Raw genomic sequence first — 24,294 nt, forward strand, 5'->3', positions numbered from 1 at the left:
GTGATTAATATTTAGCCACTTATCTTTTGGAAACTCGCTTATGTTGGTGGTGACTAACTATCCGCAAGTCCCCCTGACGACATCCAATGTCGCCACGGATGCGGCGCGGGTCGACAACCAACAACGCCCTCCCGTCATTCCGCCCCAGGCGCCCACCAAGGGACATCAGGAACGCGCCTTCACGCCTCAGCACGAGCGCACCGCAACCGAGACGCAGACACCCACGGCGGAAAGCACCCAGGACAAGGTACAAGAGAAACAGCAGGGCTCGGGGCAAGAACAGCAATCCAGGGACAGGCAGCCACAACAGCCACAGCCAAAGCCGCAGTCCAAGCTGCTGCAGTCTTTCATCGCCGGGCCTGCGGCATTACAGCGTAAAGACATTCGCCTCAAGGTTGACCCTGGCCTGGCAGCCCGGCAAGCGGCGCCGAAAACCAGCCAGCCACCAGGCCTGTCGCAGTCGAGGACCCAGCCCCAGCAATCCAAACAGTTTTATCAGGAGTTCGGTCGGCGGATAGACAACTTTTATCGGCGCCAGAGCCAACCCCAACAGGAAACCGAACTCTCGGCCTGGATCTAGGCCATTCAAGACGGCAAACAAAAACGCCACAGAAGGATCTCTGTGGCGTTTGCTCATCCCAGGCGCGGGTTATTTCTTCAGCTTGGCGAAGGCATCGGCGAAAGCATTGCCCATGGCGGCATTGGCCGGTGCCTTGGCTGGGGCTTTAGCCGCGGGTTTCGCCGCTTTCTGAGCGCCGTTATGGCCCTTGCCCTGCCCCTTGTTTTGCCCCTGATGGTGGCGAGGGGCGGCCGCAGGCATGGGTTTCTCGTCCAGGCGCATGCTCAGGCCTATGCGGCGGCGCTCGACATCCACTTCCATCACCTTGACCTTGACCACATCCCCGGCCTTGACCACTGTGTGGGGATCGCTGACAAACTTGTCGGTCAGGGAAGAGATGTGTACCAGACCGTCCTGGTGCACCCCTATGTCGACGAAGGCGCCGAAGTTGGTCACATTGGTCACCACACCTTCGAGTATCATCTCCGGCTTGAGGTGCTTAAGCTCCTCGACGCCATCCTTGAACTTGGCTGTCTTGAACTCGCCGCGGGGATCGCGCCCCGGCTTATCCAGCTCGGCCAATATGTCTGTCACTGTCGGCAAACCAAACTCGGCGGTGATAAATTCCTCGGCCTTGATCTCCCGCAGCAAGTCGCTGTTGCCCAGCAGGCTGGCCAGCGGCAGTTGCTTGGCGGCGGCTATCTGTTCCACCAGCTTGTAGGCCTCGGGGTGCACGGATGAGGCATCCAATGGGTTGTCGCCGTCGCGGATCCGCAGGAAGCCGGCCGCCTGCTCGTAGGCCTTGGGCCCGAGCCGCGCCACCTTCAGCAGCTGTTTGCGGTTGCTGAACTGGCCGTTGCTGTCGCGGTAGTCGACCACATTCTTCGCCAGCGTCTTGTTGAGGCCGGCCACCTGGGCCAATAAAGGGGCGGAGGCCATGTTAAGATCCACGCCGACACAGTTGACACAGTCTTCGACCACGGCATCCAGCGACTGGGACAGTTGGCTCTGACTGACGTCATGCTGGTACTGGCCGACCCCTATGGATTTGGGTTCTATCTTGACCAATTCCGCCAGGGGATCCTGCAGACGGCGGGCGATGGAAACGGCGCCGCGGATCGACACATCCAGATCCGGAAACTCGTTGGCGGCCAGTTCGGATGCCGAATACACGGAGGCGCCCGCTTCGCTGACCATCACCTTGGTCAATTGCGGCTGACCTTCGCCCTCGGCGCCGGCCTTGAGGTTGGCGATCAGCTCGGCGGCCAACTTGTCTGTCTCCCGCGAGGCGGTGCCGTTGCCTATGGCGATCAGCTCCACCTTATGCATCTTGACCAGGTTGGCCAGGGTGCGCAGTGACTTGTCCCAGAGGTTTTGCGGCGCATGGGGGAAGATGGTGCTGTGGGCCAGCAACTTACCCGTGTTGTCGACGATAGCCACCTTGACCCCGGTACGCAGGCCGGGATCCAGTCCCATGGTGGCCTTGGCACCGGCGGGGGCCGCCATCAGCAAGTCACCCAGGTTGCGGGCGAACACCTTGATGGCTTCGGCTTCGGCGCGCTCGCGCATGGCAGACACGAACTCTGTCTCCATCTGCAGCGCGATCTTGATGCGCCAGGTGGCCGTCACTACCGTCTTGAGCCAGAGATCCACAGGGCTGGTGCTCAGGTTCAGTTTGAAGTGCTCGGCTATGATCACCTCGCAATAACTGCCCGCCTTGGCCTCGGCCTTGTCGACCGAGGGATCGGCATTCATCGACAGGCTGAGTATGCCTTCGTTGCGACCGCGCAACATGGCCAACGCCCTGTGGGATGGCACCTTGGCCAGGGCCTCCGTATGTTCGAAATAATCGCGGAACTTGGCGCCTTCCTTCTCTTTGCCGGCGATCACCCGGCTTTCCAGCACACAGTGCTGGCTCAGGTGCTCACGCAGCTTGCGCAGCAACTCTGCGTCTTCGGCGAAGCGCTCCATCAGGATATAACGCGCGCCCTCGAGCACTGCCTTGGTATCGGCGAAGCCTTCACACAGGTACTCGCTCGCCCTGGCCTCTATATCTGCCTGGCGATCGGCCAGCAGCATGTCCGCCAGCGGCTCGAGGCCGGCTTCGGTGGCAATCTGCCCCTTGGTGCGGCGCTTGGGCTTGTAGGGCAGGTAGAGATCTTCCAGCCGTGTCTTGCTGTCGGCCGTCTCCAGCGCCTGTTGCAGCTGGGGCGTCAACTTGTCCTGGGCCGCTATGCTGGAGAGGATCACCTGACGCCTGTCATGCAGTTCACGCAGGTAACTCAGGCGGGAGTTCAGGGTACGCAACTGGGTATCGTCCAGGCCACCCGTGGCTTCTTTACGGTAACGGGCGACGAAGGGAACCGTCGAGCCTTCGTCCAGCAGTGCTATGGTGGCGCTGACTTGTTGCTCGCGGACATTGAGTTCCTGAGCGATGATCTGAGCAATATTTTGCATAAAAATACGTCTTGCCTGGAAAATGAAACCTGATTGCGCCAAAGATACCACAGGCAAGTGACAGATTTCATGTTTAACAGGCGCCCCCCAGAGAAAGACCCGACGCCCGAAGCCAGCGCCTATCGACCGCAGAGCCGCCGCCAGTCGGCCGTCGCCTCGGCATTGCCATTGCGATAGCCGATATAGGTATTGAGTTTCCTGGCGATCTCACTCTGATATTCAGGCTTGAGGGCTAGGGGGATCTCGATCAGATGCAGGCCACCGACAGCGGCGGTATGCAACAGGCAGGCAAACAGGGACTCGGCCGTGTCACACTCATGCCCCTGTCCACCATAGGCCCGGATCAACAACTTGGGATCGAAACCGTCCGCATTGCAGGCATAGATGGGGGCATCGCCCGCCTTGCCCAGATGAAATATGTTGTTGCGCATGTAAATCAGGGTGAGATTGGCCCCCTGTTTCTGCAGGTTGATCAGCTCATTGGCCTGGAAGTTGAAACCGCCGTCGCCGGTCAACACCAGCATGGGCTGTGTGCTGCCGCACTCGGCCAATTGATCCGCCACCGCCCTGGCATAGGCCAGGCTGGTGCCCATGGCGGCATACCAAGGATTGGCCAGATAGCTGCGGCCTATGTCGCTCGCCCGGGCCACCAATTCGAAACTGGCGAACAAGGCATTGCCCACCTCGGGCAGGAAGATGTAAGGCTCAGGCAGAGCTTGCTGGGCCAGGTTCACTGTCTGCGCCAGGTTGTGATAACCCAGTTCTTCCCGCCCAGGCGGTGGTGAAGGCTCAGGCTCTGCAGCCAGGAAACCGTACGAAAATGCCGGCTGCAGCGGCATGGATGTCAAGGCATCCAGCACGGCACTCGTGTCCAGCTCCCAGGGGGCCGTGCCCTTGAGCATCGTCTTGTTGGGGTGATTGTCTATCCCATGGGTACGGCTGCCGAAGGCATTATTGGTGTCCGAGGGGAAGATGGCACCGCCTATCTCCAGCACATAATCCGCCTGTGATTCTATATAGGCCTGATGCGGCAGTCGGCTGAAGACGCCGTTGTAACTGCCGAGGCAGAGAGGATGGGTTTCATCCAGCATCCCCTTGGCGAACCAGCTGCAGGCGTAGGGCAACTGCAACCTATGGCAGAAATCGAGTATCCGCGCCAGCAGGGGGCGGTTGAGGCGCAGCGTCTCCCCCAGATACAGCAGGGGGGCGCTGGCCCGGCTCAGGCGACTGGCGATCTCAGTGGCGATCATCTCGGCACCGCCGAGGTTGAGCGGCAAGCGGCTTCTCAGCTGCGCCAGTTCCGCCGGCAACTGCAATCTCTGGGTCCGCTGGCCGATGAGATCCCTGGGGATCTCGATAAATACCGGCTGGCGCTGCAGGTAGGCATGGCTGAGTAATTCCAGGCATTGGGCGGCTGCCATGTTGGGCTGGCCGCTGTGGCGCTGTCCCTGCAGGCGCTCCGCCCGCACTCCCAAGGCACGAAACGCATTGAGCGCCGCATCCAGGTCCGTATGCCAGGCTGTGTGGGGATGCACCGTATGGTGCAGCGCCTCACGGCCAACTTCCTCTTCCCCCGGCGCTCCGGAGAGCAGCACCAGGGGCAGACCCTCGGTTCTGGCGAGGGCCGCCGCCGAAGTACAAGGCAGGCTGCCGACGGTATAAGTGGTCAGGCAGACACCCAAGGCATTCAACTCGGCCTGGGCACAGGCACTGAAACCCGCATGCATCTCGTTACTCGATGGCAGCACCTCTAGATGTCCATCCAAGGCATTGATCAGATTGGCAACGAAATCGCCGCCCACGCCATAGAGGCGTTTAACGCCGAAAAAACCCAATAATTCACCCAGGCTGTCGCCCAGGCTAGGCAGGCTGGTGTAATAGTCCCGACCAAAGTTCTGGCTGATGGTAGAAGGCACGTCTCATTCCTCTGAGCTGATATTGACTCCAGCCTAAAGCCACGCCCCTTCCCCGGCCTTGATCTCGATCAGTTTTGCCGGCGCCGCGCGCCGCTGCGGCCGTAATCCCTGCGTTACAAGCCGCCCCGCTAGTCCTCGTCGAAGGGCCGGTAACGTATCAGATTGATATACCATTCCCTGGGACCGGACGGGGTCTGGACTACGACCTCATCGTCCACCTGTTTGCCTATCAGGGCCCGCGCCATGGGCGAGTCTATGGTGATATAGCCCAGCTTGGTATCCAGCTCATCCTTGCCGACGATGCGATAACGCACCTTGTCGCCGGCCTCGTTTTCCAGCTCGAACCAGGCACCGAAGAAGATCTTGCCTTCCTGCTGGGGCGAATAGTCGACTATCTTCAGCTCTTCCAGGCGCTTGACCAGATACCTGACCCGGCTGTCTATCTGCCGCAGCAGGCGTTTGTTGTAGGTGTAATCGGCATTCTCGGATCTGTCGCCCTGGGCCGCCGCCTCCTGCACCTTGAGGGTGATCTGCGGCCGGTATTCCTTCCACAGATACTTAAGCTCTTTGTCCAGGGCTTCCCAGCCTTTGCGGGTAATTAAATGGGCTTTCATGGCACTTTTCTCACAAGCTTGTTCATAAGCCTAATGGGGACATTGCCTGGCCCATGCAGGCTAGCGCTATGGGCAGGCTTAGATAAGGGCATCATATTCGCAATCCGGCGCCAGAGGCAAATTCCCCGACGCAGATTTGCCTGGGCACTGAGACTCATGTATATATCGGAGCACGAATAGGGCTTAAGGAACAGTGGGATGAGGCAGACCAAGGGACAGGCTCGCGCCAAGGGTACCGTCAAGGGGATAGGGCTGGTCATGGCCCTATTGCTCGGCATCCTCACAGTCGCGGGCGTGAAGCAGTGCGCCGCTAGGGAAAAGCTACTGGTGTTTGCCGCCGCCTCCCTGACGGATGTGATGACGGAAATCGGCGCCGATTTCGATGCCAGGCAGGGCAGCAAGACAGTGTTCTCCTTCGCCGCGTCTTCCACCCTGGCCCGGCAGATAGCCCTGGGGGCGCCGGCGGCGCTGTTCATCTCGGCCAACCGGGACTGGATGGACTACCTGGCCGAAAAACAGGCCATAAACAAGGACAGTCGCCGCACCTTGGCGACCAATGCCCTGGTATTGATCGCCCCCAAGGCCAGCCCACTGACGGAACTCAGGCTCGACGCCGACTGGGATCTCGCCGCCGCCCTGGGGGATGGACGCCTGGCGGTCGGCGATCCCGACCATGTGCCGGCGGGGCGCTACGCCAAACAGGCGCTGCAACACCTGGGGCTCTGGGCCCAGGCAGAGCCCAGGCTCGCCCGGGCCAACAATGTCCGTGGCGCCCTGGCATTGGTCGAGCGGGGCGAGGCCAGGCTTGGGATAGTGTACCGCACGGATGTTTACCCTGTGGCTGCGCCAGGCGCCGGGGTGAAGACGCTGGCCACTTTTCCGCAGACGAGCCACGAGCAGATCCAATACCCTGTTGCCCTGGTAGTGGGCCGGGATGAGGCCAAGACGGCCGCGGCCTTCCTCGCCTATCTGCAGACCCGGGCCGCCAAGGCCGTGCTGCTCAAGCATGGTTTCGGGGTCCCGGATGTTGACTGACGCCATGGCCGGCGGCTTTCGCTTATCAGACTTAGGCTTAACCGAGTATGAAGTCTCAGCCCTGCTGCTCAGCCTCAAGGTGGCGCTGGCCTCCGTTGCCTTCAGCCTGCCTGTGGGGATCTTCTGCGCCTGGTTGCTGGCGCGGAAAGAGTTTCGGGGCAAGGCGCTGTTCGACAGCCTGCTGCACCTGCCACTGGTACTGCCGCCTGTGGTGACGGGTTACCTGCTGCTGGTCGCCATGGGCAGACAGGGCCCGATAGGTAAATACCTGTACGACTGGTTCGGCCTGAGTTTCAGCTTCAGTTGGCGCGGCGCGGCACTGGCGTCGGCGCTGGTGTCCTTTCCGCTGATGGTCAGGGCCATACGCCAGGCATTCGAAGCGGTAGACCCAGGCCTGGAGCAGGCGGCCCGCACCTTGGGCGCCGGCCGCTGGCGGGTGTTCTGCAGCATCACGCTGCCGCTGTCCCTGGCCGGCATCATCTCAGGTATGGTGTTGGCCTTCGCCCGCAGCCTGGGCGAATTCGGCGCCACCATCACCTTCGTCTCCAACATTCCCGGGGAAACCCGCACCCTGCCGCTGGCCATGTTCAGCTTCATAGAAACCCCGGGGGCCGAGGCGCAGGCGGCACGCCTGTGCGTCATTGCCATAGGCATAGCCCTGCTGGCCCTGCTGGCATCCCAGTACCTGAGCCGGCGGGCCCACAGCGCCAGGGGGACAGGATGCTGAACATTAAGCTGGAGAAACGACTCGGCGATATTTGCCTCAAAGTCGACGCCAGCCTGCCGCTCAAGGGGGTGACGGCCGTCTTCGGCCTCTCGGGGGCAGGCAAGAGCTCGCTGATCAACATGTTGGCGGGCCTTGTCACCCCGGACAGCGGCAGCATAGCCCTGGGGCAGGAGTGGCTGTTCAACAGCGAGCTGGGCATTAACCTGGCGGTGGAAAAACGCCGCACCGGCTATGTGTTCCAGGATGCGCGCCTCTTCCCCCATTACAAGGTGCGCGGCAACCTCAACTATGGCAACAGGGATAAAGATCCGGCGCATTTCGACCTGATAGTCGCACTGCTGGGCCTGGAGTCGCTGCTGGAGCGCTACCCTGGGACCCTCTCGGGCGGCGAGAAACAGCGGGTCGCCATGGGCCGCGCCCTGCTCAGCCGCCCCAGGCTGCTGTTGCTGGACGAACCCCTGGCTTCGCTGGACGCCCCCCGTAAACGCGAGCTGCTGCCCTACCTGCAGGCGCTGGCCGAACGCCTGGCCATCCCCATCATCTATGTCAGCCATAGCCTGGATGAGATATTGCAACTGGCGGATCGCCTGCTGGTGCTGGAGCGTGGGCAGCAAGTCGCCTGCGGACCACTGCAGCAGGTGTGGGACAGCCAGGCGCTGCGCCCCTGGGTCGAGGCGCCGGCGCAAGGCTCCTTGCTGCTCGCCGAGATAGGCGAGGTTCACCCAGAATACAATATGACCAGGCTGCGGCTCGGCGACAATGCCGAACTCTGGGTCAGCGGCAGGCTGACGAATGTGGGTGACAGCGTCAGGGTGAGAGTCCACAGCCAGCAAGTGTCCGTCTGCCTCCAGCGTCCCGAGGGCAGCAGCATACGCAACATACTGGCGGTCACCCTGGCCGAGATACGCCAGCTGGATGAGGACAGGGTGCGGCTCAAGCTGACACTGGCCGGCACCCATCTATGGGCCAACATCACCCCCTGGGCCAGGGATGAGCTGGGGCTGACAGTGGGCCAGGCCCTGTTCGCCCAGATCAAGGGCCTGAGCATAGGGGCGGAAGATATAGCCCCTGCTCATCTCCTCAAGAGATTCAGTTAGTTAGACCAATGTATGTGGACTATTTTCCAGCCGGCATCCGTGCGCCTCAGCACCAGGGTCTCCAGACCTTCAGAGTCCACCGGCTTACCCTTGTACTCCCCGTGGTTCTCGCTTCTGGCCAGGGAGATAGCCGTATCCCCCATCACAGTCACCTTATGCTCCAGGGTCTTACTCGGGGCCGAAGCCAGATACTGGATGTCGGCCAACATATGATGCTTGGCATATTCTTCGGCCGAGCGCTCGACGCCGTTGCCTTCGAAGATCATCACATCATCCGCCAACAGCGCCCTGGCCGCGGCCGCATCGCCATTGGCCAGGGCACTGTGAAACTGCTGCACCGCTTTGGCCGCCTGGGTATCCAAGCCACTGAACAGCGCCGTATCTTGCCCATGGGGTTCGGCGCCGTGCGCCTGCAGCTCCAGGGGTAGCGAGGCGCACAGGGTTAACAGGGCACCGCCGACGGCTATAGCTAACTTCATGTATTTTCTCCAAGATGAATTAAGACATACTCAGGCCCAAGCCCCGAACCTGAGCACTCAAGCCCAAAGAGCCCGGGGCCAGAGGTTCAGTCGCGGCTGAAACGCCGCAGCCGCAGCGCATTGGTCACCACAGACACAGAGCTCAGGCTCATGGCCAGGGCGGCAAACATGGGAGAGAGCAGCACCCCAAACGCAGGATATAGCACGCCGGCCGCTATGGGTACCCCCAAGGCGTTGTACAGAAAAGCGAAAGTCAGATTCTGATGCATGTTGTCGACCGTGGCCACAGAGATGGCCCTGGCCTTGGCTATGCCGCGCAGATCGCCTTTGACCAGCGTCACATGGGCCGAGCTCATGGCGACATCCGTGCCCGTGCCCATGGCGATGCCGACATCGGCCGCCGCCAGCGCGGGTGCATCGTTGATGCCGTCCCCCGCCATGGCGACCCTGTGGCCCTCGCCCTGCAGGCGCTTGACCAGTTGATATTTGTCCTGCGGGCGCACCTCGCCGTAGATCTCCTCCAGGCCCAGGCGTTGGCCGACGGCCCTGGCGGTCGTCAAGCCATCGCCGGTCGCCATGACCAAGTGCAAACCGCTGGCCTTGAGCTCGGCTATGGCCTCTGCCGTGGTGGCCTTGACGGGATCGGCCACGGCCAGGAGGCCGGCGAGCTTGGCCGCAACCGCCAGGTAGATGACGCTGGCGCCCTCCAAACGCAGGGCTTCGGCCTCGGCGGCCAGGGGTTGCCAGGCCACCCCCATCTCTTCCATCATGACGCTGTTGCCCAGCGCCAGGGCTTGCCCTGCTACCCGGCCGCGCACCCCTATCCCTGAGGCGGATTCGAACTCCTCTGCCCGGCTCAGTCTCAGGTTACGGCTGGCGGCCTCGGCCACCAGCGCCTGGGCCAGCGGGTGTTCGCTGCCCAAGTCCAGGCTGGCGGCGAGACGCAACAGCTCATCCTCGCTGAAGCCTGCGGCCGGGACAGCGCCATGAAATGCCGGCTTGCCCTGGGTCAGGGTGCCCGTCTTGTCCACTATCAGGGTATCCACCCGCCGCAGCTGCTCGATCGCGGCGGCGTCCTTGAACAACACCCCCTGGGTGGCGGCGTTGCCTGTGGCGACCATCACAGACATGGGGGTGGCCAAACCCAGGGCACAGGGACAGGCGATGATCAACACAGCGACCGCATTGATCAGCCCGAAGACCCAGCTGGGCTCAGGGCCGAACAAACCCCACAGCACCAGGGTCAGGAGGGCAACGGCCAGCACCAGCAGCACGAAATAGCCTGCCACCCGGTCCGCCATCCGCTGCATGGGTGCCCGGCTGCGCTGGGCGCTGGCCACCAGCTGCACTATCTGCGCCAGCACAGTGGCGGCGCCGACCTTCTCGGCGCGCATCACCAGGGCGCCGCTGGTGTTGAGCGAGGCGCCGATCAAGGCATCTCCCGCCCGCTTGCCGACCGGCATGGGTTCCCCCGTGAGCATGGATTCGTCGACCGCACTGGCACCCTCGAGCACCAGGCCGTCCACCGGCACCTTCTCACCCGGGCGCACCCTCAACCTATCCCCGACTTGTACCTGGCTCAGGGGAATATCCGTCTCTGTGCCATCCTCGGCCAGGCGTTTGGCGGTCTTGGGTGCCAGCCCCAGCAGGGCACGGATGGCGGCGCCGGTTTGCGAACGCGCCTTGAGTTCCAGCAGCTGCCCCAACAGGGTGAGGGAGATGATCACCGCCGAGGCCTCGAAGTACACTGCCACCCGCCCGTCCAGGCGGAAGGAATCGGGAAACAGTCCAGGTACCAGGGTGGCGATCAGGCTGTAGAGGTAGGCCGCCCCCGTTCCCGTGCCTATCAGGGTCCACATGTTGGGCGCCCGCTGCACCAGGGAGCTGCCCCAGCGCTCGAAGAAGGGCTTGCCCGCCCAAAGCACCACGGGGGTCGCCAGCAACAGCTCGACCCAGGGGCGCGCCGCCCCCAACAGGGGATCGAGGACACTGCCGGACATGGCAATCACGGCGACTGCTATGGTAAAGGGCAGGCTCCACCAGAAGCGGCGGCGAAAATCATCGAGTTCAGGATTGGCTTCGGCCTCGGCGGCCGGCTGCATGGGTTCCAACGCCATGCCGCATTTAGGGCAAGTGCCGGGACCCAGCTGCACCACTTCCGGATGCATGGGGCAGGTGTATTCGCCCCCGCTCTCGGTTGCCGCCGCCGTTGTACTCGCCCCGGCGGCGCTGCCCACCTCGGGCTGCAGGTAACCCTGGGGATCTGCGACAAACTTCTGCCGGCAGTGAGCACTGCAGAAATAATAGTGTTTCCCGTCCAGGGTCGCCTCATGCTCGCTGGCGGCAGTCACCGTCATGCCACAGACGGGATCCGCTAATCCGGGTTCGCCGCCCGGATGGGAATGCGCCTGGTGATCGTCATGGCTCATGGCTCAACCTCGCTCTGTGTGCTCTATGCCTGCCTCAGTGCTGCCCTGTGTCGGACTCGTCGCGGGCCGTCAGGATCTGGTATTGCTCGGGCGACAGCTCGGGCAGACGCTGCAGGAAGGCCACCATGTTCCAGATCCTGTCATCGTCATGACTCGGCCCCCAGGCAGGCATGCCCGAGGCCTTGATGCCATGCTTTATGGTCCAGAAACGTATCCGCGCTTCGGCCGTGGCATCCTCTTCATCGGTTTCCGCCCGGGTCAGGTTGGGTGGCGCCGGGTAGAGGCCAAGGCTGAAGTCGCTCTGTTGCTTGCCCGGCTGCAGGTGGCAGCCGGCACACATGTCGTTATAGTCGGCGCCGCCCGCCAACAGGCGCTCGGCCTGATTGAGATCTGCGGGCACCCGGATCTCCGCCGCCGCCCGCGCTATCGAGCGCTCGCGCAGGGTTTCCAGCGCCCAATAACTCAGGGGATTGTGGGGCACATCGGCCCCTATGGGATAAAAACCCGAGTAGATAAAGGCTAACCCGGCGATGAGGGCGATAAAGACGGTCGCCAACAGACATTTCAACTTATCCATGTATTTTCCTTAGGTTAACGCCCCTGGCCCGGCTTAGGCGCTGGGCCTGGGGCTATGGCCAGGGTTAATCGGCGCCTCAGTGTTTATGCTCAGGCTCAGGCTGGGGCTCGGTTTCTTCTTGTTCCTGCCGCTGCCCCTGCTCCTCGCGTATGTCTCCGGCGGCGGCATGTTCCGCATGCATCTGCTGCGTACATTTCCGCATCAGGGCCTGCATCAGGGGATCTGTCATATCCATCTTGCTGTGATCCATGCCCTTCATGGCGGCGCAATTCGGCTTATGGCCATCCTTCATATGCTCCTTGGGATCGTGCGCCTGAGCCGACAGACTCAGCAACGCCGACAGGCTCAAACATAACAGCGATAAGGATAAGTTAGCTTTGTTCATGGAATATTTCCTGTTGGGTTAAAAACTTATATTGTGTCTTCAGAACCAGAAGCGTACACCTGCAACATAGCGGGTGTCGCGATCCGCGTCACCTGCGCGGGTCGCATAATCTGCCGTCCGGCCGAACTTGGCCGCCCACTCCACACCCACATAGGGGGCGAATCGCCGTGAAAACTCATAGCGCAGCCTCAGCCCCAGGCTGGCATCCGTCAGTCCGCTGCCAATGCCATTGACCTCGTCGTCCCTGCCGTACAGGGTCAATTCGGCCCGCGGCTGCAGCACCAGGCGCTGGCTGAGCAATAGTTCGTATTCGGCCTCGAGCGCCAATGCCGTCCGGCCACCCGCGCCCAGGTAGGCGGTCAGGTCCAACTCGAACCAGTAAGGCGCCAGGCCCTGTGCACCCAATGCCAGCCACTGACGCGCCTGGCCCTCGGATGAATCCAGCCTGAGTCCCAGCTGGGCATCCCAGAAACTGCCGATCGCATGGCTCCAGAGCAGCTCGGTTTCGCTGTCTGCGAGTTTACCTTCGGCCCACTCGCCTTCGGCCTTGAGCATCAGGCGATCATAGGTCTTGCCATACCAGGCCTGCACATCATACTGGCCTGTATCAGTCCCCCTGGACGAGCCGTCTCCGGCGTATTCGAAGCGCTCGAACAACAGGCTCCAGAAGGCGTGCTCATCGGCGAGGCGCAGCTGCCGGGGACCGGGCAAGGCATAGGCCCCCGAATCCAGAGTATAGCCATCGGCATAGGCATGGGGATCCCTGGCCTCCTCTGTCTCTGGGGGCACGGCTTCTTGAGACACGGTTTCATGAGGCATGGCTTCATACTGCACGGCTTCATGGGTCATGGCTTCATGCTGCATGACCATGGGGGTTGTTTGTTCGTCGGCCTGGACGGCCGCAGCCAGCAGCCAGGTCGCGGCCAGGACGCCCAAGCGGGTTTTAACGCCGATATTCATGTCCTTCATGCCACCACCACCTCGCGGAACATGCCCGCATCCATATGAAACAAGAGATGGCAATGCCAGGCCCAGCGCCCGGGCGCATCTGCGCTCACCAGGAAGCTGATCCTCTGGGCCGGCTGCACCGGAATGGTATGCCGCCTGACCATGAACTCGCCCTTGTCGTTTTCCAACTCGCTCCACATGCCATGCAAATGCATGGGATGCGTCATCATGGTATCGTTTTGCAATATGATCCTCAGGCGCTCCCCGTGGCGGAAATGCACCGGGGTCGACTCGCCGAACTCCAGGCCATCGAAGGACCAGGAATAGCGTTCCATATTGCCCGTCAGATGCAGTTCCAGCTCCCGTTCCGGCGGACGCTTGTCCAGCGGGCCGCCCCTGGTATGCAGATCGGCCAGGGTCAGCACCCGGCGGCCGTTATTGCGCAAGCCCACCCCGGGATCGTCCAGATTGGTCCTGGGCATGTCGACCCGCATATCGACCGTCGGGCCATATTCGCTGCTGGCGTGGCGCACCTTGCGGGACGGGATGGCGAGGGGATTGACCCTGTCATGCTCCATGGCCATGGCGCCGTCCATGTTCATGCCGGCCATCCGGTGTTGGCTGTGATCCATATTCATGCCGGTCATCTGGTGTTGGCTGTGATTCATCTGCATATTCATGTCGGCCATCTGATGCTGGCTGTGATCCATATTCATGCCGGCCATGGCGCCGTGGGACATGTTGCCCATCATGTCCGTCATGCTGAGCCAGACGGGGGCATCCATGGCTGGCACAGGCGCCGCCAGTCCCGGCGCCAGCGCCAGGGTGCCGCGGGCATAGCCGCTGCGATCCATGGATTGGGCGAAGATGCAGTAGGCCTCATCCTCGGGTTTGACCAGCACATCATAGGTCTCGCCCGGGCCAAACCTGAACTCATCGACAGTGACCGGCTCGAGCGCCTGACCATCTGCCTGTATCAGGGTCAGCGCCAGCCCTGGGATGCGCACGTCGTAGAAGCTGTTGCTCGAACCATTGATGAACCTCAGCCTGAGCTTCTCCCCCGGGCGATAAACCCCGGTCCAGTTGCCATTGGGTGACTGGCCATTGAGCAGGTGGGTGAAGGTTTCGGCCGACAAGTCCGCCAGATCGGTCGGGTTCATGCGCATCTCATTCCACATCTTGCGCATGGCGACGGCCTGAGTCACGCCATAGACGGAGCTGTCGCGGAAGAAGTCCCGCACCGTTGGCTTGTTGTAGTTGTAGTAGTCGCTCTGCTGTTTCAGCTTGGCGAACACAGACATGGGGTTTTCATCCGTCCAGTCCGACAGCTGCACCACAAAATCCCTGTCGGCCACCCCCGACTCTCCCTGTCTGGGCACTATCACTATGCTGCCGTACATGCCGGTCATTTCCTGGAAGCCGGTGTGGGAGTGATACCAGTAAGTGCCCGACTGCTGCACCTTGAATCTATAGGTGAAAGTTTCTCCCGGGCCTATGCCGCGATAGCTGATCCCGGGCACGCCATCCATCTGGAAGGGCAACAGCATGCCATGCCAATGCAGGGAGCTGGGCACGGACAGGCGATTCTTCACCCTTATGGTGACTGTATCGCCCTCGCGCCATACCAGGGTAGGTGCCGGAATCGCGCCATTGATGGCGGTTGCCAGCCTCGGCTGGCCTGTGATGTTGACCCTGATGCTGTCGATGACCAGGTCAAACTCCGTGCCATGCAGTATGTTGGCGTCGGCCGCGGCGTTGGTCTGGGGTGCGCCATAGGCTGTGCCCAGGCGGCCGAGGCTCAGGGCGACCGTTCCCGCCACCAGCCCTTGAACGAAGCGGCGCCTTGGCATGCTGGCAAGCCTGGCCTCAGGCCGATTCATCCCGGAAAACCTCTGTTTCGACATAATAGCGACACCTTTTCTCTAACATGCTTGCAGCTTAGGCCAGGGGCACTGACCGGGACATGACGCCAAGATTACAATACTGTCATCTTGGTGCCATGTTCTGGACAAAGTTGCCCGGGTGACATAATAAGGATAGCTGCCAAGCCAAAGAGGCCAAGCTGCAAATGGGAGAGGTGATGCGCATACTGTTGGTCGAAGACGAGAAGAAAATTGGCGATTATCTGCAGAAGGGCCTGGAAGAAGCCGGCTTCAGGGTACAGCTATGCCGCAATGGCCTGGACGGCTATCACAGGGCCATCACTGAGAGCTTCGAACTGCTGATCCTCGACGTCATGTTGCCCGATATCGACGGCTGGCAGCTGCTGCAGCGACTGCGGGAGGCCAAACATAGCACCCCAGTGCTCTTCCTCACCGCCAGGGATAGCCTGGAGGACAAGGTGAAAGGCCTGGAGCTGGGCGCCGATGACTATCTGGTTAAACCCTTCGCCTTCGCCGAACTCCTGGCGCGGGTGCGCAGCCTGTTGCGCCGTGGGCTGAGGCAGGTGCTCCCGGATGAGTTGCAGGTGGACGATCTGCTGCTGGACATCCCCAGGCGAAGAGCCAGCCGGGGCAATAGCCGCATACATCTGACGGGCAGGGAATTCACCCTGCTCGAATTCCTGGTGCGCCATCGCGGGGAAGTGCTGCCCAGATCCCTCATCGCCTCCCAGGTCTGGGACATGAATTTCGACAGCGATACCAATGTGATAGATGTTGCCATCCGCCGCTTGCGGGCCAAGATAGACGATCCCTTCCCCACCAAGCTCATACACACGGTGCGCGGCATGGGCTATCGGCTCGATATCGAAGAGCCATGCTGAGCCTCAAGTTGCCCCAGGGGCGGTCGCGGCTGTCACTCGCCGGCAGGGTCATGTTGCTGGTGGGCCTGACCCTGGCATTGTCCTTCCTGCTGCTGGGCACTGTGATAGATCACCTGATGAGGCAGCACTTTGCCAGACAGGATGCCTCTGAGCTGGCTGTGGTGGCCGAGTCGGTGCGCTCCATACTGGCGCAGCAGCCCCCCGAGGCCGAGCCTGCCCGGCTGCAGGCGGCGCTGCAACGGGCCGTGGTCGGGCATCACGGGGTCTATTTCGCCCTCTACAGCCGGACAGATCACCCCCTCTACCTGGCACAGGGCCCGGATCTCGACCCGCTGCTGCGCACCCAGGTGCAATCCAGGCTGGACCCTGAGCTGTTGCAGCCATGGCAGGCACAGGGGCACAGCTACCGGGGCATAGCCCTGTCGAGCACCCTGAGCGATGGCCAAGAGGTGAAGCTCCTGCTCGCCGGCAAGATGGATTTCCACCTCCAATTCATCGCCAAATTCCGGCAGACGCTCTGGCTCATCATGGCCTGCGCCTGGCTGCTGACCATGATCTCCGCCCGGCTGGCGATAACCTGGGGCCATAGGCCGCTGTTGCTCCTGAGCCGGCAGATCCGCAACATAAGTGCCGACCGGCTCGATATCCGGCTGCAACCCGAGCGGGTGCCGGCCGAGCTGAAGGAACTGGTAGTTGCATTCAACGCCATGATAACCCAGGTGGAATCCGGCTTCAGGCGCCTGACTCACTTCTCCGCCGATATCGCCCACGAGCTCCGTACCCCGCTCACCAATCTCGCCACCCAGACCCAGGTCGCCTTGAGCCAGAGCCGCAGCAACGACGAGTACAGGGAGATCTTGTACTCCGGCCTGGAAGAATATGAGCGCCTGACCAAGATGGTCGGCGACATGCTGTGGCTGGCCAAGACAGATAACGGCCTGATAGTGCCGAACCTCACCCGGCTGACACTGCAGACAGAGATCCTGGCCCTGTTCGACTATTTCGAGCCATGGGCGGAAGAGGCCGGGGTGCAACTGACACTCGCGGGCCAGGCCAGCCTCCAGGGCGACAGAGACATGCTGCGGCGGGCGCTGAGCAACCTCTTGGCCAACGCCATCAAGTATTCCCAGGCGCACACCCGAATAAGTGTCACGCTGGAGCAGGGGCCGGCGCTCGTCGGCATCAGAATCACCAACCAGGGTGCCCCCCTGACCCAAGCACAGCTGGCCCGGCTGTTCGACCGCTTCTATCGCGCCGATCCCGCCAGGCCAGGCAGCGGCGACAGCTCAGGGCTGGGGCTGGCGATCGTCAAGTCCATCATGGAAGTGCATAAGGGCAGCATAAGTGTCGACTCCCACCAGGGGCTCACCTGCTTCAGCCTCAGCCTGCCCAGGGCTAGCGTCACTGCGTCACTGTACAAATGTGCAAATGTGCAATACCCCGGGTAGCTGAACGGGGCTTCCAGCCTTAGGCAACCAAGCTCAAAATGGCTGTTTTTCATCCGTTTGGCTGCCAAATTGGCTAATCTTGGGTATGCTGGTTTTCAGCATACCCAAGATGCCGCAGGCGAGCGGGAGTCCAGATGAAGGCACCTCAGATGAAGGCACCTATAGTCGAATTATCGCAACTGACCAAGGGGTTCAGCGACGGGGATCAATACCACAAGGTGTTGGACAGGGTCGAGCTGCAGCTGCAGCCGGGCGACACAGTGGCGCTGCAGGGGCCCAGCGGCAGCGGCAAGAGCACCCTGCTCAACCTGATCGCAGGTTTCGAGCGCCCCGACTCGGGGCGGGTGCTGTTCGAGCAACAGGCCACCGACGGCTGGCGTGACCGCCAGTGGAGCGCCTTCCGCCGCCAACAGCTGGGGATGGTGTTCCAGCAATTCAACCTGCTTACCCCCCTGAATGCGGCCGACAACATCGCCTTCTCCCTGCACCTCATCAACCAGCCATGGAATGCCTGGTGCGATCATCTGGTCAGCCGGCTTGGGCTGGCGCCGCTGCTGGAGCGGAAGGTGGAACATCTCTCCGGCGGCCAGCAGCAGCGGGTCGCCATCGCCAGGGCCCTGGCCCATAAACCCAGGCTGCTGCTCGCCGATGAGCCGACCGGCAACCTGGATGCGGCGGCCGGCCAGGAAGTGATGGCGCTGCTGTGCGAGCTGGCCGAAGAAGCCGCCACCACGGTGTTGCTGGTGACCCATAGCCAGGCCTGTGCCGACTTCATGCGCCGCCGCTGGCGCCTGGAGCTGGGCGCCATTCATGAGTAAAACCCTGCGCCAGCCCCCAATAGAGCCTAAGCTGCTGCAATCCAGCCGGCAATGTCTGCGGGTCTTTCTGGCCCATTACCGCCAGGTGCCGCTGCAGGCGGGCGCCATACTCCTGGGGCTGGTGCTGGCGGTCAGCCTGCTGACCGGGGTCAGGGCCATCAATGACAACGCCATCCGCAGCTATGCCGAGGCCACAGAACTGCTGAGCCGGAGGGCGGGCTACAACCTGCTGCCCGCCGGCGGCAACCGGACGCTGGATGAAAACCTCTATTTCCGCTTACGCCGGTCCGGCCTCTCCCGCGCCCTTGCCGTGCTCCAGGGGCGAGTGTTGGATGGCCGGGGTGAACTCAGGGAGCTCAACGGCAGCGATCTGGTGGCCGCCATGGCATTGGGGGGCGCCCAAGGCGGGCAGCAGGCCCCGGGTTATCTCTTGGCGCGCGACCAGCGGCTGCCGCTGGCCCGTCTGCTGGCGGGCGAGCCCCTGGTGCTCATGAGCCGGTCCCAGGCTCGTCGCCATGCCCCGGGTGGCACCGTCGAGCTGGCGGGCGTCACACTGACGGTAGTGGCGGTCGATGATGCCCTAGGGCTCGGCAGCGCCTGGCTGACGGATATCTCACTGGCACAGAGGCTGCTCAAGCAAGCCGGCCGGCTCAGCTATATCGCCCTCTTCTATGACGAGCTTGATGAGATCCGCCCCCATCTGGCGCAGGCAAGCGGCGTCCGGCTGCTGAAACAGGATAAGGGCCAGGAGCTGACGGCCCTGACCCGCAGTTTTCATCTGAACCTGCAGGCCATGAGCCTGCTGGCCTTCGTGGTCGGGCTGTTCATCGCCTATAACGGCGTGCGCTACAGCCTGATGAAACGCCAGCGGCTGCTGGTGCAGTTGCTGCAGCTGGGAATAGAGAGACAGGCGCTGCTGCTGGCGCTGTTGGGGGAGTTATTCCTGCTGGTGTTGCTGGGGGCCTCGCTCGGCTTCATTCTCGGCCTGCAGCTGAGCCAAGCCCTGCAGCCCATGGTGGCCAGCACCCTGGAACAGCTCTACGGCGCCAGACTGATGCCTGGGCATTGGCAGTGGCAATGGCTGGCCCAGGGCGTCGCCCTGACCTTCTGCGCCTCGATCCTTGCCTGTGTGCCGCTCTATCTGCACCTCATAGGTCAACCCTTGGCACGCAGCGCCGGGCGGGAATTGCAGCTGAGCACGGCGTTCGTTCGCCACAGGCACCAGTTGTGGCTGGCGCTGGGCCTGTTCTGCCTGGTGGCGCTCCTGTTGCCCTTCAGCCGGACATTCGAACATGGCCTGCTGCTCATGGGCCTGCTGGCGATCGCCATCCCGCTGGCCTTGCCCAGTGCCCTGCAGTTGGCCACGGCGCGCCTGAGTGCGCTGGCGCCCCCGGGACTGTGGCGCTATATCCTGGCCGAAACCCGGCAACTGGTCGCCCCCCTCTCCCTCGCCATGATGGCCATGCTGCTGGCGCTGAGCGCCAATATCGCCATGAATACCCTGGTGGGCAGTTTCGAGCACACCTTGAGGCAATGGCTGGATGTGCGCCTGCATGCGGACCTGTATCTGCGCCCCGCCGCCGGGGAGCTAACAGGACTCGAGGCCTATCTGCAGCGGGACCCAAAGGTCAGGGCCATCTATAAACAATGGGGGGTCACGGGCCAATATCTGGGGGCGCCGGTGTCACTCGTCAGCCGGGATCCCGCCTCCCTCAGGCGCATGAGCCTGTTCAAGGAGCGGCTGCCGGACTTCTGGGCCGGCTTCGAGGCGGGCGAGCTGCTGATGATAAGCGAGCCCATGGCCATCAAACATGGGCTCAAGCCAGGGGATAGCTTGCCGCTGACCGACATGAATGCCGGCGTGCGCTCAGATGCCCGGGCCGGGCTGCGCATAGGCGCCGTGTTCTACGATTACGGCGATCCCATAGGTGAGGTCATCATGAGCCATGGGCTCTGGCAACGCCTGGGGCTGAGCGACCTACCCGGCGGCCTGGCACTGAGCTACGCGGGCGACGCCACAGAACTGGCGCTGCGGCTGCAAAACGAGCTGCATTTCCCCGCCGCCGCCATCTTCGGCCGGGATGAGATAAAACGCCGGGCCATGGCGCTGTTTTCCCGCACCTTCTCCATCACCTCGGCCCTCAACAGCCTGACACTGCTGGTGGCCGCCATAGGCCTGTTCAGTGCCTGCCTCATGTTGACCCAGTCACGCCAGCCGCAACTCGCCTGCCTCAGCGCCCTGGGCGTCAGTCGCCGGCAACTGCGACTGGCGGTATTGCTGCAGATGCTGCTGATAGTGCTGCTGACCGGCCTGCTGGCCTTGCCGAGCGGCGCTGCGCTCGGCTATCTGCTGCTGGACAAGGTGACGCCCCAGGCTTTCGGCTGGAGCATCCCCATGAGATGGGACTGGCAGGCCGCCGGCCGCATGCTGACCGTTGCCCTCGGCGTCAGCGCCCTGGCCGTCGCCCTGCCGCTCTATTGGCAAACCCGCAGGCCCCTGATCCACAGCCTGCAGCAGGAAACCAGATGAAACAGATATCGACACTGCTATGGCTGCCACTGCTGGGCATGCTGTTGTTGGGCTGCCAGCCGGCGCCGGAGCGGCAACAAACCCCATTAAACCAGCTGGAGCCAGGCTCGGGGGCTGAGGCGGGAACCGGAGCAGGTTTCAGCCCTGTCCTTCCCGGGCGTACCCTGAGCTTCCCGGCGGATCATCTGGCCCATGAAAACTTCAGGATCGAGTGGTGGTATCTGACCGCCAACCTCACCACGGACCAGGGCGACCCCCTGGGGCTGCAGTGGACCCAGTTTCGGCTGGCGCTGGCGCCGGCCGGCACGCCCCTGCCCGCCCCCGGCATTCAACCTGGGCAGGTTGCCAGCCAGGTCTCGGCCTGGCAGACGCGCCAGCTCTATACCGCCCACGCGGCGGTGACAGGCAAACACAGACACCAGGCCCAGGAAAAATGGTCCCGCGGCCACCCGGCACTGGCGGGCGTCTCTGCCTCGCCCCTGAGCGTCAGCCTGGACGACTGGCGCTGGCAGAGTGAGGGAGCCAGCCTGTTTCCCGCCCGCCTGACAGTCGCCGCCGACGACTTCGGTTACAGCTTATCCCTGCAGAGCGGCGCGCCCTTGCAACTTCAGGGGGAGCAGGGCTACAGCATCAAGCGGGCCGATGCCAAACTGGCCTCCTATTACTACAGCCAGCCTTTCATCGAGGTCGAAGGTTGGGTCGAGCTCGACGGCAACAGAGTGGGGGTCCGGGGCCAGGCCTGGCTGGACAGGGAGTGGAGCTCGCAGCTCTTGACCCGGGAACAAGAGGGCTGGGACTGGTTTGCCCTCAGGCTGGAGGATGGCAGCGCCCTCATGCTGTACCGCTTGCGGGGTGAGCAGGACTTCTACAGCGCCAGACGCATGTTCAAGGATGGCAGCGGCCACGCCATAGCCCCAGGGGACATCAGGCTCGAGGCCAGGCGCTGGCAGCAGACGCCCTCGGGCAAGTATCCAGTGAGCTGGCGCCTGCAAATCCCGAGCGAAGCCCTGGATCTGAGTATCACCCCCTTGAATCCCGCTGCCGCCATGCCACTGAGCCTGAGCTACTGGGAGGGCCCCATAACAATAACCGGCAGCCAGAGTGGCCTGGGTTATCTTGAGCTGACCGGCTATGACTGAAACCGGACCGGGCCCATGCAGGTAAGAATGGCCGAAACCGACCCGGCAATTTAGTTACAATTTTACTGGCGAGCGCAGCCGAGTTTAATATAATAAATAAAAATCAATGCGTTACAAACGAGCCGCCGTCGAGGCACTCTATGCTGCGCGGCAAGGAGATAAATTCGCCTCTGTCGGCCGCCGCTGAAAGCGGCTATATTAGACGGATCCGTTTCAATATCAGCCAGTTGGTCCTAGTTTACCGCCAATAAGCAACAAGGAAATTCCATGGGACAAGAAACCTCTAAAATTCTCGTCGTCGATGATGACATGCGGCTCAGGGCCTTGCTGGAACGTTATCTGATGGAGCAAGGCTATCAGGTGCGCAGCGCCGCCAATGCCGAGCAGATGGACAGGTTGTTGGAGCGGGAAAATTTCCACTTGCTGGTGTTGGATCTCATGCTGCCGGGCGAAGATGGCTTGTCTATCTGCCGACGCCTGCGCCAGCAGGGCAACCCCATCCCCATAGTGATGCTGACCGCCAAAGGCGACGAAGTCGATCGCATCATAGGCCTGGAGCTGGGCGCCGACGACTATCTGCCCAAGCCCTTCAATCCCAGGGAACTGCTGGCCAGGATCAAGGCGGTGATGCGCCGCCAGACCCAGGAAGTGCCGGGCGCACCGGCGCAACAGGAGGAAGAGATCCACTTCGGTGAGTTTGCCCTCAACCTGGCGACCCGGGAGATGCATCATGGCGAAGAGTCTATCTCCCTCACCAGCGGTGAATTTGCCGTGCTCAAGGTGCTGGTCAGCCATCCGCGGGAGCCGCTGTCGCGGGATAAGTTGATGAACCTGGCCCGCGGCCGGGATTATTCGGCGCTGGAACGTTCCATCGACGTGCAGGTCTCGCGGCTGCGCCGCCTGATAGAGAAAGATGCCGCCAACCCCCGCTACATTCAAACCGTCTGGGGCCTGGGTTATGTGTTCGTCCCGGACGGTGCCGCCCGTAAGTGAGCCCACACAGATGAGCTTCTCCTGGTGGCGTAAGCTGCTGCCACGCAGTGCCTTCAGCCAGACTGTGATGCTGATCGGCTGCCTGCTGCTGATCAACCAGCTGGTGTCCTACCTGTCGGTGGCCGTATATGTGATCAAGCCCAGCTACCAGCAGATCAACCAGCTGATCGCCCGCCAGGTGAAGCTGTTGTTCGTCGATGGTGTCGACATAGGCCGCGAGCATTTGACCATGGTCGATGCCCTCAATGCCAAGGTCCGCGACGACGGCATGCATGTGTATAACCAGAAACAGGCGCGCGAAGCCGGGGTCGACCGGGCGACCTATTACGGTTTCTTCTCCTCCCAGATGTCGGAATACCTGGGGGGCGAGGCCGAAGTACGCATGACCCAGGGCAGCGAGATCCAGGTGTGGATACGCCCGCCCCAGGCCCCCTCTGTATGGATCAAGGTCCCCCTGACCGGCTATGAGTCGGCGCTGTCGCCCCTGACCTTGTACCTCATGGTGATAGGTGCCCTCAGTGTCGCCGGCGGCTGGTGGTTCGCCCGCCAGCAAAACCGCCCCCTGCGGCGGCTGCAGAAGGCGGCGATCTCGGTTTCCCGCGGCGACTTCCCCGAGCCCCTGCCCCTCAACGGCTCCAGCGAACTTATCGAAGTGACCAGCGCCTTCAACCAGATGGCCCAGAGCATGCAGCAACTGGAGCAGGACAGGGCCCTGCTGATGGCGGGGATCTCCCACGATCTGCGCACCCCGCTGACGCGCATCCGCCTGGCGTCCGAGATGATGGTCGAAGAGGATGCCTACCTCAGGGACGGCATAGTCAACGACATAGAAGACATGGATGCCATCATAAATCAGTTCATCGCCTATATACGCCAGGATCAGGAGGCCGGCCGCGAGCCTGTCCAGATCAACAGCCTGATCCGGGACCTGGTCCAGGCCGAGGCCAACCGCGGCATCCAGATCGAGCTGGACCTGGCCGACTGCCCGGCCGTGCTGATGCAGGGCGTGGCCATCAAGCGGGTGCTGAGCAACTTGGTGGAAAATGCCTATCGCTATGGCAACAATTGGATACGTATCGGCTCCCAGTTCGACGGCAAGCGCCTCGGCTTCAGCGTCGAAGACAATGGCCCCGGCATAGATGAGAAACAGATCCCCAAATTATTCCAACCTTTCACCCAGGGCGACAGCGCCCGCGGCAGCGTGGGCTCGGGCCTGGGGCTGGCGATCATCAAGCGCATAGTCGACCGCCACCTGGGCAAGGTGGTGCTCACCAACAGGCCGGAAGGCGGCCTGAAAGCCCAGGTCTGGCTGCCGCTGGACTGAGTTTTTACTCGATTCGAATAGATCGAATTTCAGCCTGAAGAGTATTCATTTTAAT

The 24,294-nt window shown here is 62.3% G+C and carries 20 protein-coding genes; 11 read left to right on the top strand and 9 right to left on the bottom strand.

What is annotated here, in order from left to right; all coding sequences use genetic code 11:
• Positions 1–40: 40 nt before the first annotated feature.
• Positions 41–580 carry a hypothetical protein gene (locus LZP73_RS07785; RefSeq protein ID WP_234233954.1) on the top strand — a complete coding sequence of 180 codons (540 nt, stop codon included), beginning with the start codon at positions 41–43 and terminating at the stop codon, positions 578–580.
• A gap of 69 nt (positions 581–649) precedes the next feature.
• Here the strand turns inward: LZP73_RS07785 and LZP73_RS07790 are convergent, their stop codons facing one another.
• The 3 genes from LZP73_RS07790 to greB form a co-directional block, all read right to left on the bottom strand.
• Positions 650–3,016, bottom strand: a complete 2,367-nt coding sequence (locus LZP73_RS07790; protein WP_234233955.1) for a Tex family protein — start codon at positions 3,014–3,016, stop codon at positions 650–652.
• A 119-nt stretch (positions 3,017–3,135) separates the two neighbouring features.
• Entirely contained in the window at positions 3,136–4,932 is a 1,797-nt protein-coding gene (locus LZP73_RS07795; RefSeq protein WP_234233956.1) for a thiamine pyrophosphate-binding protein, read from the bottom strand.
• Positions 4,933–5,060: 128 nt separating this feature from the next.
• Positions 5,061–5,546, bottom strand: a complete 486-nt coding sequence (gene greB / locus LZP73_RS07800) for a transcription elongation factor GreB (RefSeq protein WP_234233958.1) — start codon at positions 5,544–5,546, stop codon at positions 5,061–5,063.
• 198 nt (positions 5,547–5,744) lie between these two features.
• Between greB and modA the strand changes: the two genes are divergently transcribed.
• From modA to modC, 3 genes are read left to right on the top strand one after another with little or no spacing between them, the layout of a single operon-like run.
• The gene (gene modA, locus LZP73_RS07805) at positions 5,745–6,581 is read left to right on the top strand and encodes a molybdate ABC transporter substrate-binding protein (protein ID WP_234233960.1); all 837 of its coding nucleotides are present in this window, start codon (positions 5,745–5,747) and stop codon (positions 6,579–6,581) included.
• The gene (modB, locus tag LZP73_RS07810; protein ID WP_267960099.1) at positions 6,571–7,308 is read left to right on the top strand and encodes a molybdate ABC transporter permease subunit; all 738 of its coding nucleotides are present in this window, start codon (positions 6,571–6,573) and stop codon (positions 7,306–7,308) included. Before modA ends, modB begins: the two co-directional genes overlap by 11 nt.
• Positions 7,302–8,405: a molybdenum ABC transporter ATP-binding protein ModC gene (modC, locus tag LZP73_RS07815; RefSeq protein ID WP_234233962.1), complete on the top strand. Its 1,104-nt coding sequence runs from the start codon at positions 7,302–7,304 to the stop codon at positions 8,403–8,405. The genes modB and modC overlap by 7 nt, the downstream gene beginning before the upstream one ends.
• On the opposite strand, the gene LZP73_RS07820 is transcribed toward modC, so the two are convergent.
• The 6 genes from LZP73_RS07820 to LZP73_RS07845 all read right to left on the bottom strand — a co-directional run bounded on the left by LZP73_RS07820 (position 8,402) and on the right by LZP73_RS07845 (position 15,127).
• The gene (locus tag LZP73_RS07820) at positions 8,402–8,884 is read right to left on the bottom strand and encodes a DUF4440 domain-containing protein (RefSeq protein ID WP_234233964.1); all 483 of its coding nucleotides are present in this window, start codon (positions 8,882–8,884) and stop codon (positions 8,402–8,404) included. The genes modC and LZP73_RS07820 overlap by 4 nt on opposite strands.
• Before the next feature lie 86 nt (positions 8,885–8,970).
• A complete protein-coding gene (locus LZP73_RS07825; RefSeq protein WP_267960100.1) occupies positions 8,971–11,313 on the bottom strand; it encodes a heavy metal translocating P-type ATPase in 2,343 nt (780 codons plus the stop codon).
• A 34-nt stretch (positions 11,314–11,347) separates the two neighbouring features.
• The gene (locus LZP73_RS07830) at positions 11,348–11,890 is read right to left on the bottom strand and encodes a c-type cytochrome (RefSeq protein WP_234233966.1); all 543 of its coding nucleotides are present in this window, start codon (positions 11,888–11,890) and stop codon (positions 11,348–11,350) included.
• A 76-nt stretch (positions 11,891–11,966) separates the two neighbouring features.
• A complete protein-coding gene (locus tag LZP73_RS07835) occupies positions 11,967–12,275 on the bottom strand; it encodes a hypothetical protein (RefSeq protein WP_234233968.1) in 309 nt (102 codons plus the stop codon).
• Positions 12,276–12,314: 39 nt separating this feature from the next.
• Positions 12,315–13,244 carry a copper resistance protein B gene (locus LZP73_RS07840; RefSeq protein WP_234233970.1) on the bottom strand — a complete coding sequence of 310 codons (930 nt, stop codon included), beginning with the start codon at positions 13,242–13,244 and terminating at the stop codon, positions 12,315–12,317.
• Complete coding sequence (locus LZP73_RS07845) at positions 13,241–15,127, bottom strand: copper resistance system multicopper oxidase (protein WP_234233972.1); 1,887 nt, start codon at positions 15,125–15,127, stop codon at positions 13,241–13,243. The genes LZP73_RS07840 and LZP73_RS07845 overlap by 4 nt, the downstream gene beginning before the upstream one ends.
• A gap of 176 nt (positions 15,128–15,303) precedes the next feature.
• Here LZP73_RS07845 and LZP73_RS07850 point away from each other — a divergent pair, with 176 nt between their 5' ends.
• The 7 genes from LZP73_RS07850 (at position 15,304) to envZ (ending at position 24,239) form a co-directional block, all read left to right on the top strand.
• Positions 15,304–15,987 (top strand): heavy metal response regulator transcription factor, encoded by a 684-nt coding sequence (locus LZP73_RS07850; protein ID WP_234233974.1) that lies wholly within the window; start codon positions 15,304–15,306, stop codon positions 15,985–15,987.
• Entirely contained in the window at positions 15,981–17,435 is a 1,455-nt protein-coding gene (locus LZP73_RS07855; protein ID WP_234233976.1) for a heavy metal sensor histidine kinase, read from the top strand. Before LZP73_RS07850 ends, LZP73_RS07855 begins: the two co-directional genes overlap by 7 nt.
• Before the next feature lie 149 nt (positions 17,436–17,584).
• A complete protein-coding gene (locus tag LZP73_RS07860; RefSeq protein ID WP_234233977.1) occupies positions 17,585–18,253 on the top strand; it encodes an ABC transporter ATP-binding protein in 669 nt (222 codons plus the stop codon).
• The gene (locus LZP73_RS07865) at positions 18,246–20,783 is read left to right on the top strand and encodes an ABC transporter permease (protein ID WP_234233979.1); all 2,538 of its coding nucleotides are present in this window, start codon (positions 18,246–18,248) and stop codon (positions 20,781–20,783) included. The genes LZP73_RS07860 and LZP73_RS07865 overlap by 8 nt, the downstream gene beginning before the upstream one ends.
• Positions 20,780–21,922 carry a lipocalin-like domain-containing protein gene (locus LZP73_RS07870; protein WP_234233981.1) on the top strand — a complete coding sequence of 381 codons (1,143 nt, stop codon included), beginning with the start codon at positions 20,780–20,782 and terminating at the stop codon, positions 21,920–21,922. The genes LZP73_RS07865 and LZP73_RS07870 overlap by 4 nt, the downstream gene beginning before the upstream one ends.
• 267 nt (positions 21,923–22,189) lie before the next feature.
• A complete protein-coding gene (gene ompR / locus LZP73_RS07875; protein ID WP_169563694.1) occupies positions 22,190–22,915 on the top strand; it encodes an osmolarity response regulator transcription factor OmpR in 726 nt (241 codons plus the stop codon).
• Positions 22,916–22,925: 10 nt separating this feature from the next.
• Positions 22,926–24,239: a two-component system sensor histidine kinase EnvZ gene (envZ, locus tag LZP73_RS07880; protein WP_234233984.1), complete on the top strand. Its 1,314-nt coding sequence runs from the start codon at positions 22,926–22,928 to the stop codon at positions 24,237–24,239.
• Positions 24,240–24,294: the final 55 nt, after the last annotated feature.

The organism is Shewanella sp. AS16, from assembly GCF_021412365.1.
Taxonomy (GTDB): domain Bacteria; phylum Pseudomonadota; class Gammaproteobacteria; order Enterobacterales; family Shewanellaceae; genus Shewanella; species Shewanella salipaludis.

Excerpts from the sequence above, each read along its gene's own strand:
- LZP73_RS07785 (WP_234233954.1), top strand. The coding sequence starts at position 41 with ATGTTGGTGGTGACTAACTATCCGCAAGTCCCCCTGACGACATCCAAT.
- LZP73_RS07790 (WP_234233955.1), bottom strand. The coding sequence starts at position 3,016 with ATGCAAAATATTGCTCAGATCATCGCTCAGGAACTCAATGTCCGCGAG.
- greB (WP_234233958.1), bottom strand. The coding sequence starts at position 5,546 with ATGAAAGCCCATTTAATTACCCGCAAAGGCTGGGAAGCCCTGGACAAA.
- modA (WP_234233960.1), top strand. The coding sequence starts at position 5,745 with ATGAGGCAGACCAAGGGACAGGCTCGCGCCAAGGGTACCGTCAAGGGG.
- modB (WP_267960099.1), top strand. The coding sequence starts at position 6,571 with ATGTTGACTGACGCCATGGCCGGCGGCTTTCGCTTATCAGACTTAGGC.
- modC (WP_234233962.1), top strand. The coding sequence starts at position 7,302 with ATGCTGAACATTAAGCTGGAGAAACGACTCGGCGATATTTGCCTCAAA.
- LZP73_RS07820 (WP_234233964.1), bottom strand. The coding sequence starts at position 8,884 with ATGAAGTTAGCTATAGCCGTCGGCGGTGCCCTGTTAACCCTGTGCGCC.
- LZP73_RS07825 (WP_267960100.1), bottom strand. The coding sequence starts at position 11,313 with ATGAGCCATGACGATCACCAGGCGCATTCCCATCCGGGCGGCGAACCC.
- LZP73_RS07830 (WP_234233966.1), bottom strand. The coding sequence starts at position 11,890 with ATGGATAAGTTGAAATGTCTGTTGGCGACCGTCTTTATCGCCCTCATC.
- LZP73_RS07835 (WP_234233968.1), bottom strand. The coding sequence starts at position 12,275 with ATGAACAAAGCTAACTTATCCTTATCGCTGTTATGTTTGAGCCTGTCG.
- LZP73_RS07840 (WP_234233970.1), bottom strand. The coding sequence starts at position 13,244 with ATGAAGGACATGAATATCGGCGTTAAAACCCGCTTGGGCGTCCTGGCC.
- LZP73_RS07845 (WP_234233972.1), bottom strand. The coding sequence starts at position 15,127 with ATGTCGAAACAGAGGTTTTCCGGGATGAATCGGCCTGAGGCCAGGCTT.
- LZP73_RS07850 (WP_234233974.1), top strand. The coding sequence starts at position 15,304 with ATGCGCATACTGTTGGTCGAAGACGAGAAGAAAATTGGCGATTATCTG.
- LZP73_RS07855 (WP_234233976.1), top strand. The coding sequence starts at position 15,981 with ATGCTGAGCCTCAAGTTGCCCCAGGGGCGGTCGCGGCTGTCACTCGCC.
- LZP73_RS07860 (WP_234233977.1), top strand. The coding sequence starts at position 17,585 with ATGAAGGCACCTATAGTCGAATTATCGCAACTGACCAAGGGGTTCAGC.
- LZP73_RS07865 (WP_234233979.1), top strand. The coding sequence starts at position 18,246 with ATGAGTAAAACCCTGCGCCAGCCCCCAATAGAGCCTAAGCTGCTGCAA.
- LZP73_RS07870 (WP_234233981.1), top strand. The coding sequence starts at position 20,780 with ATGAAACAGATATCGACACTGCTATGGCTGCCACTGCTGGGCATGCTG.
- ompR (WP_169563694.1), top strand. The coding sequence starts at position 22,190 with ATGGGACAAGAAACCTCTAAAATTCTCGTCGTCGATGATGACATGCGG.
- envZ (WP_234233984.1), top strand. The coding sequence starts at position 22,926 with ATGAGCTTCTCCTGGTGGCGTAAGCTGCTGCCACGCAGTGCCTTCAGC.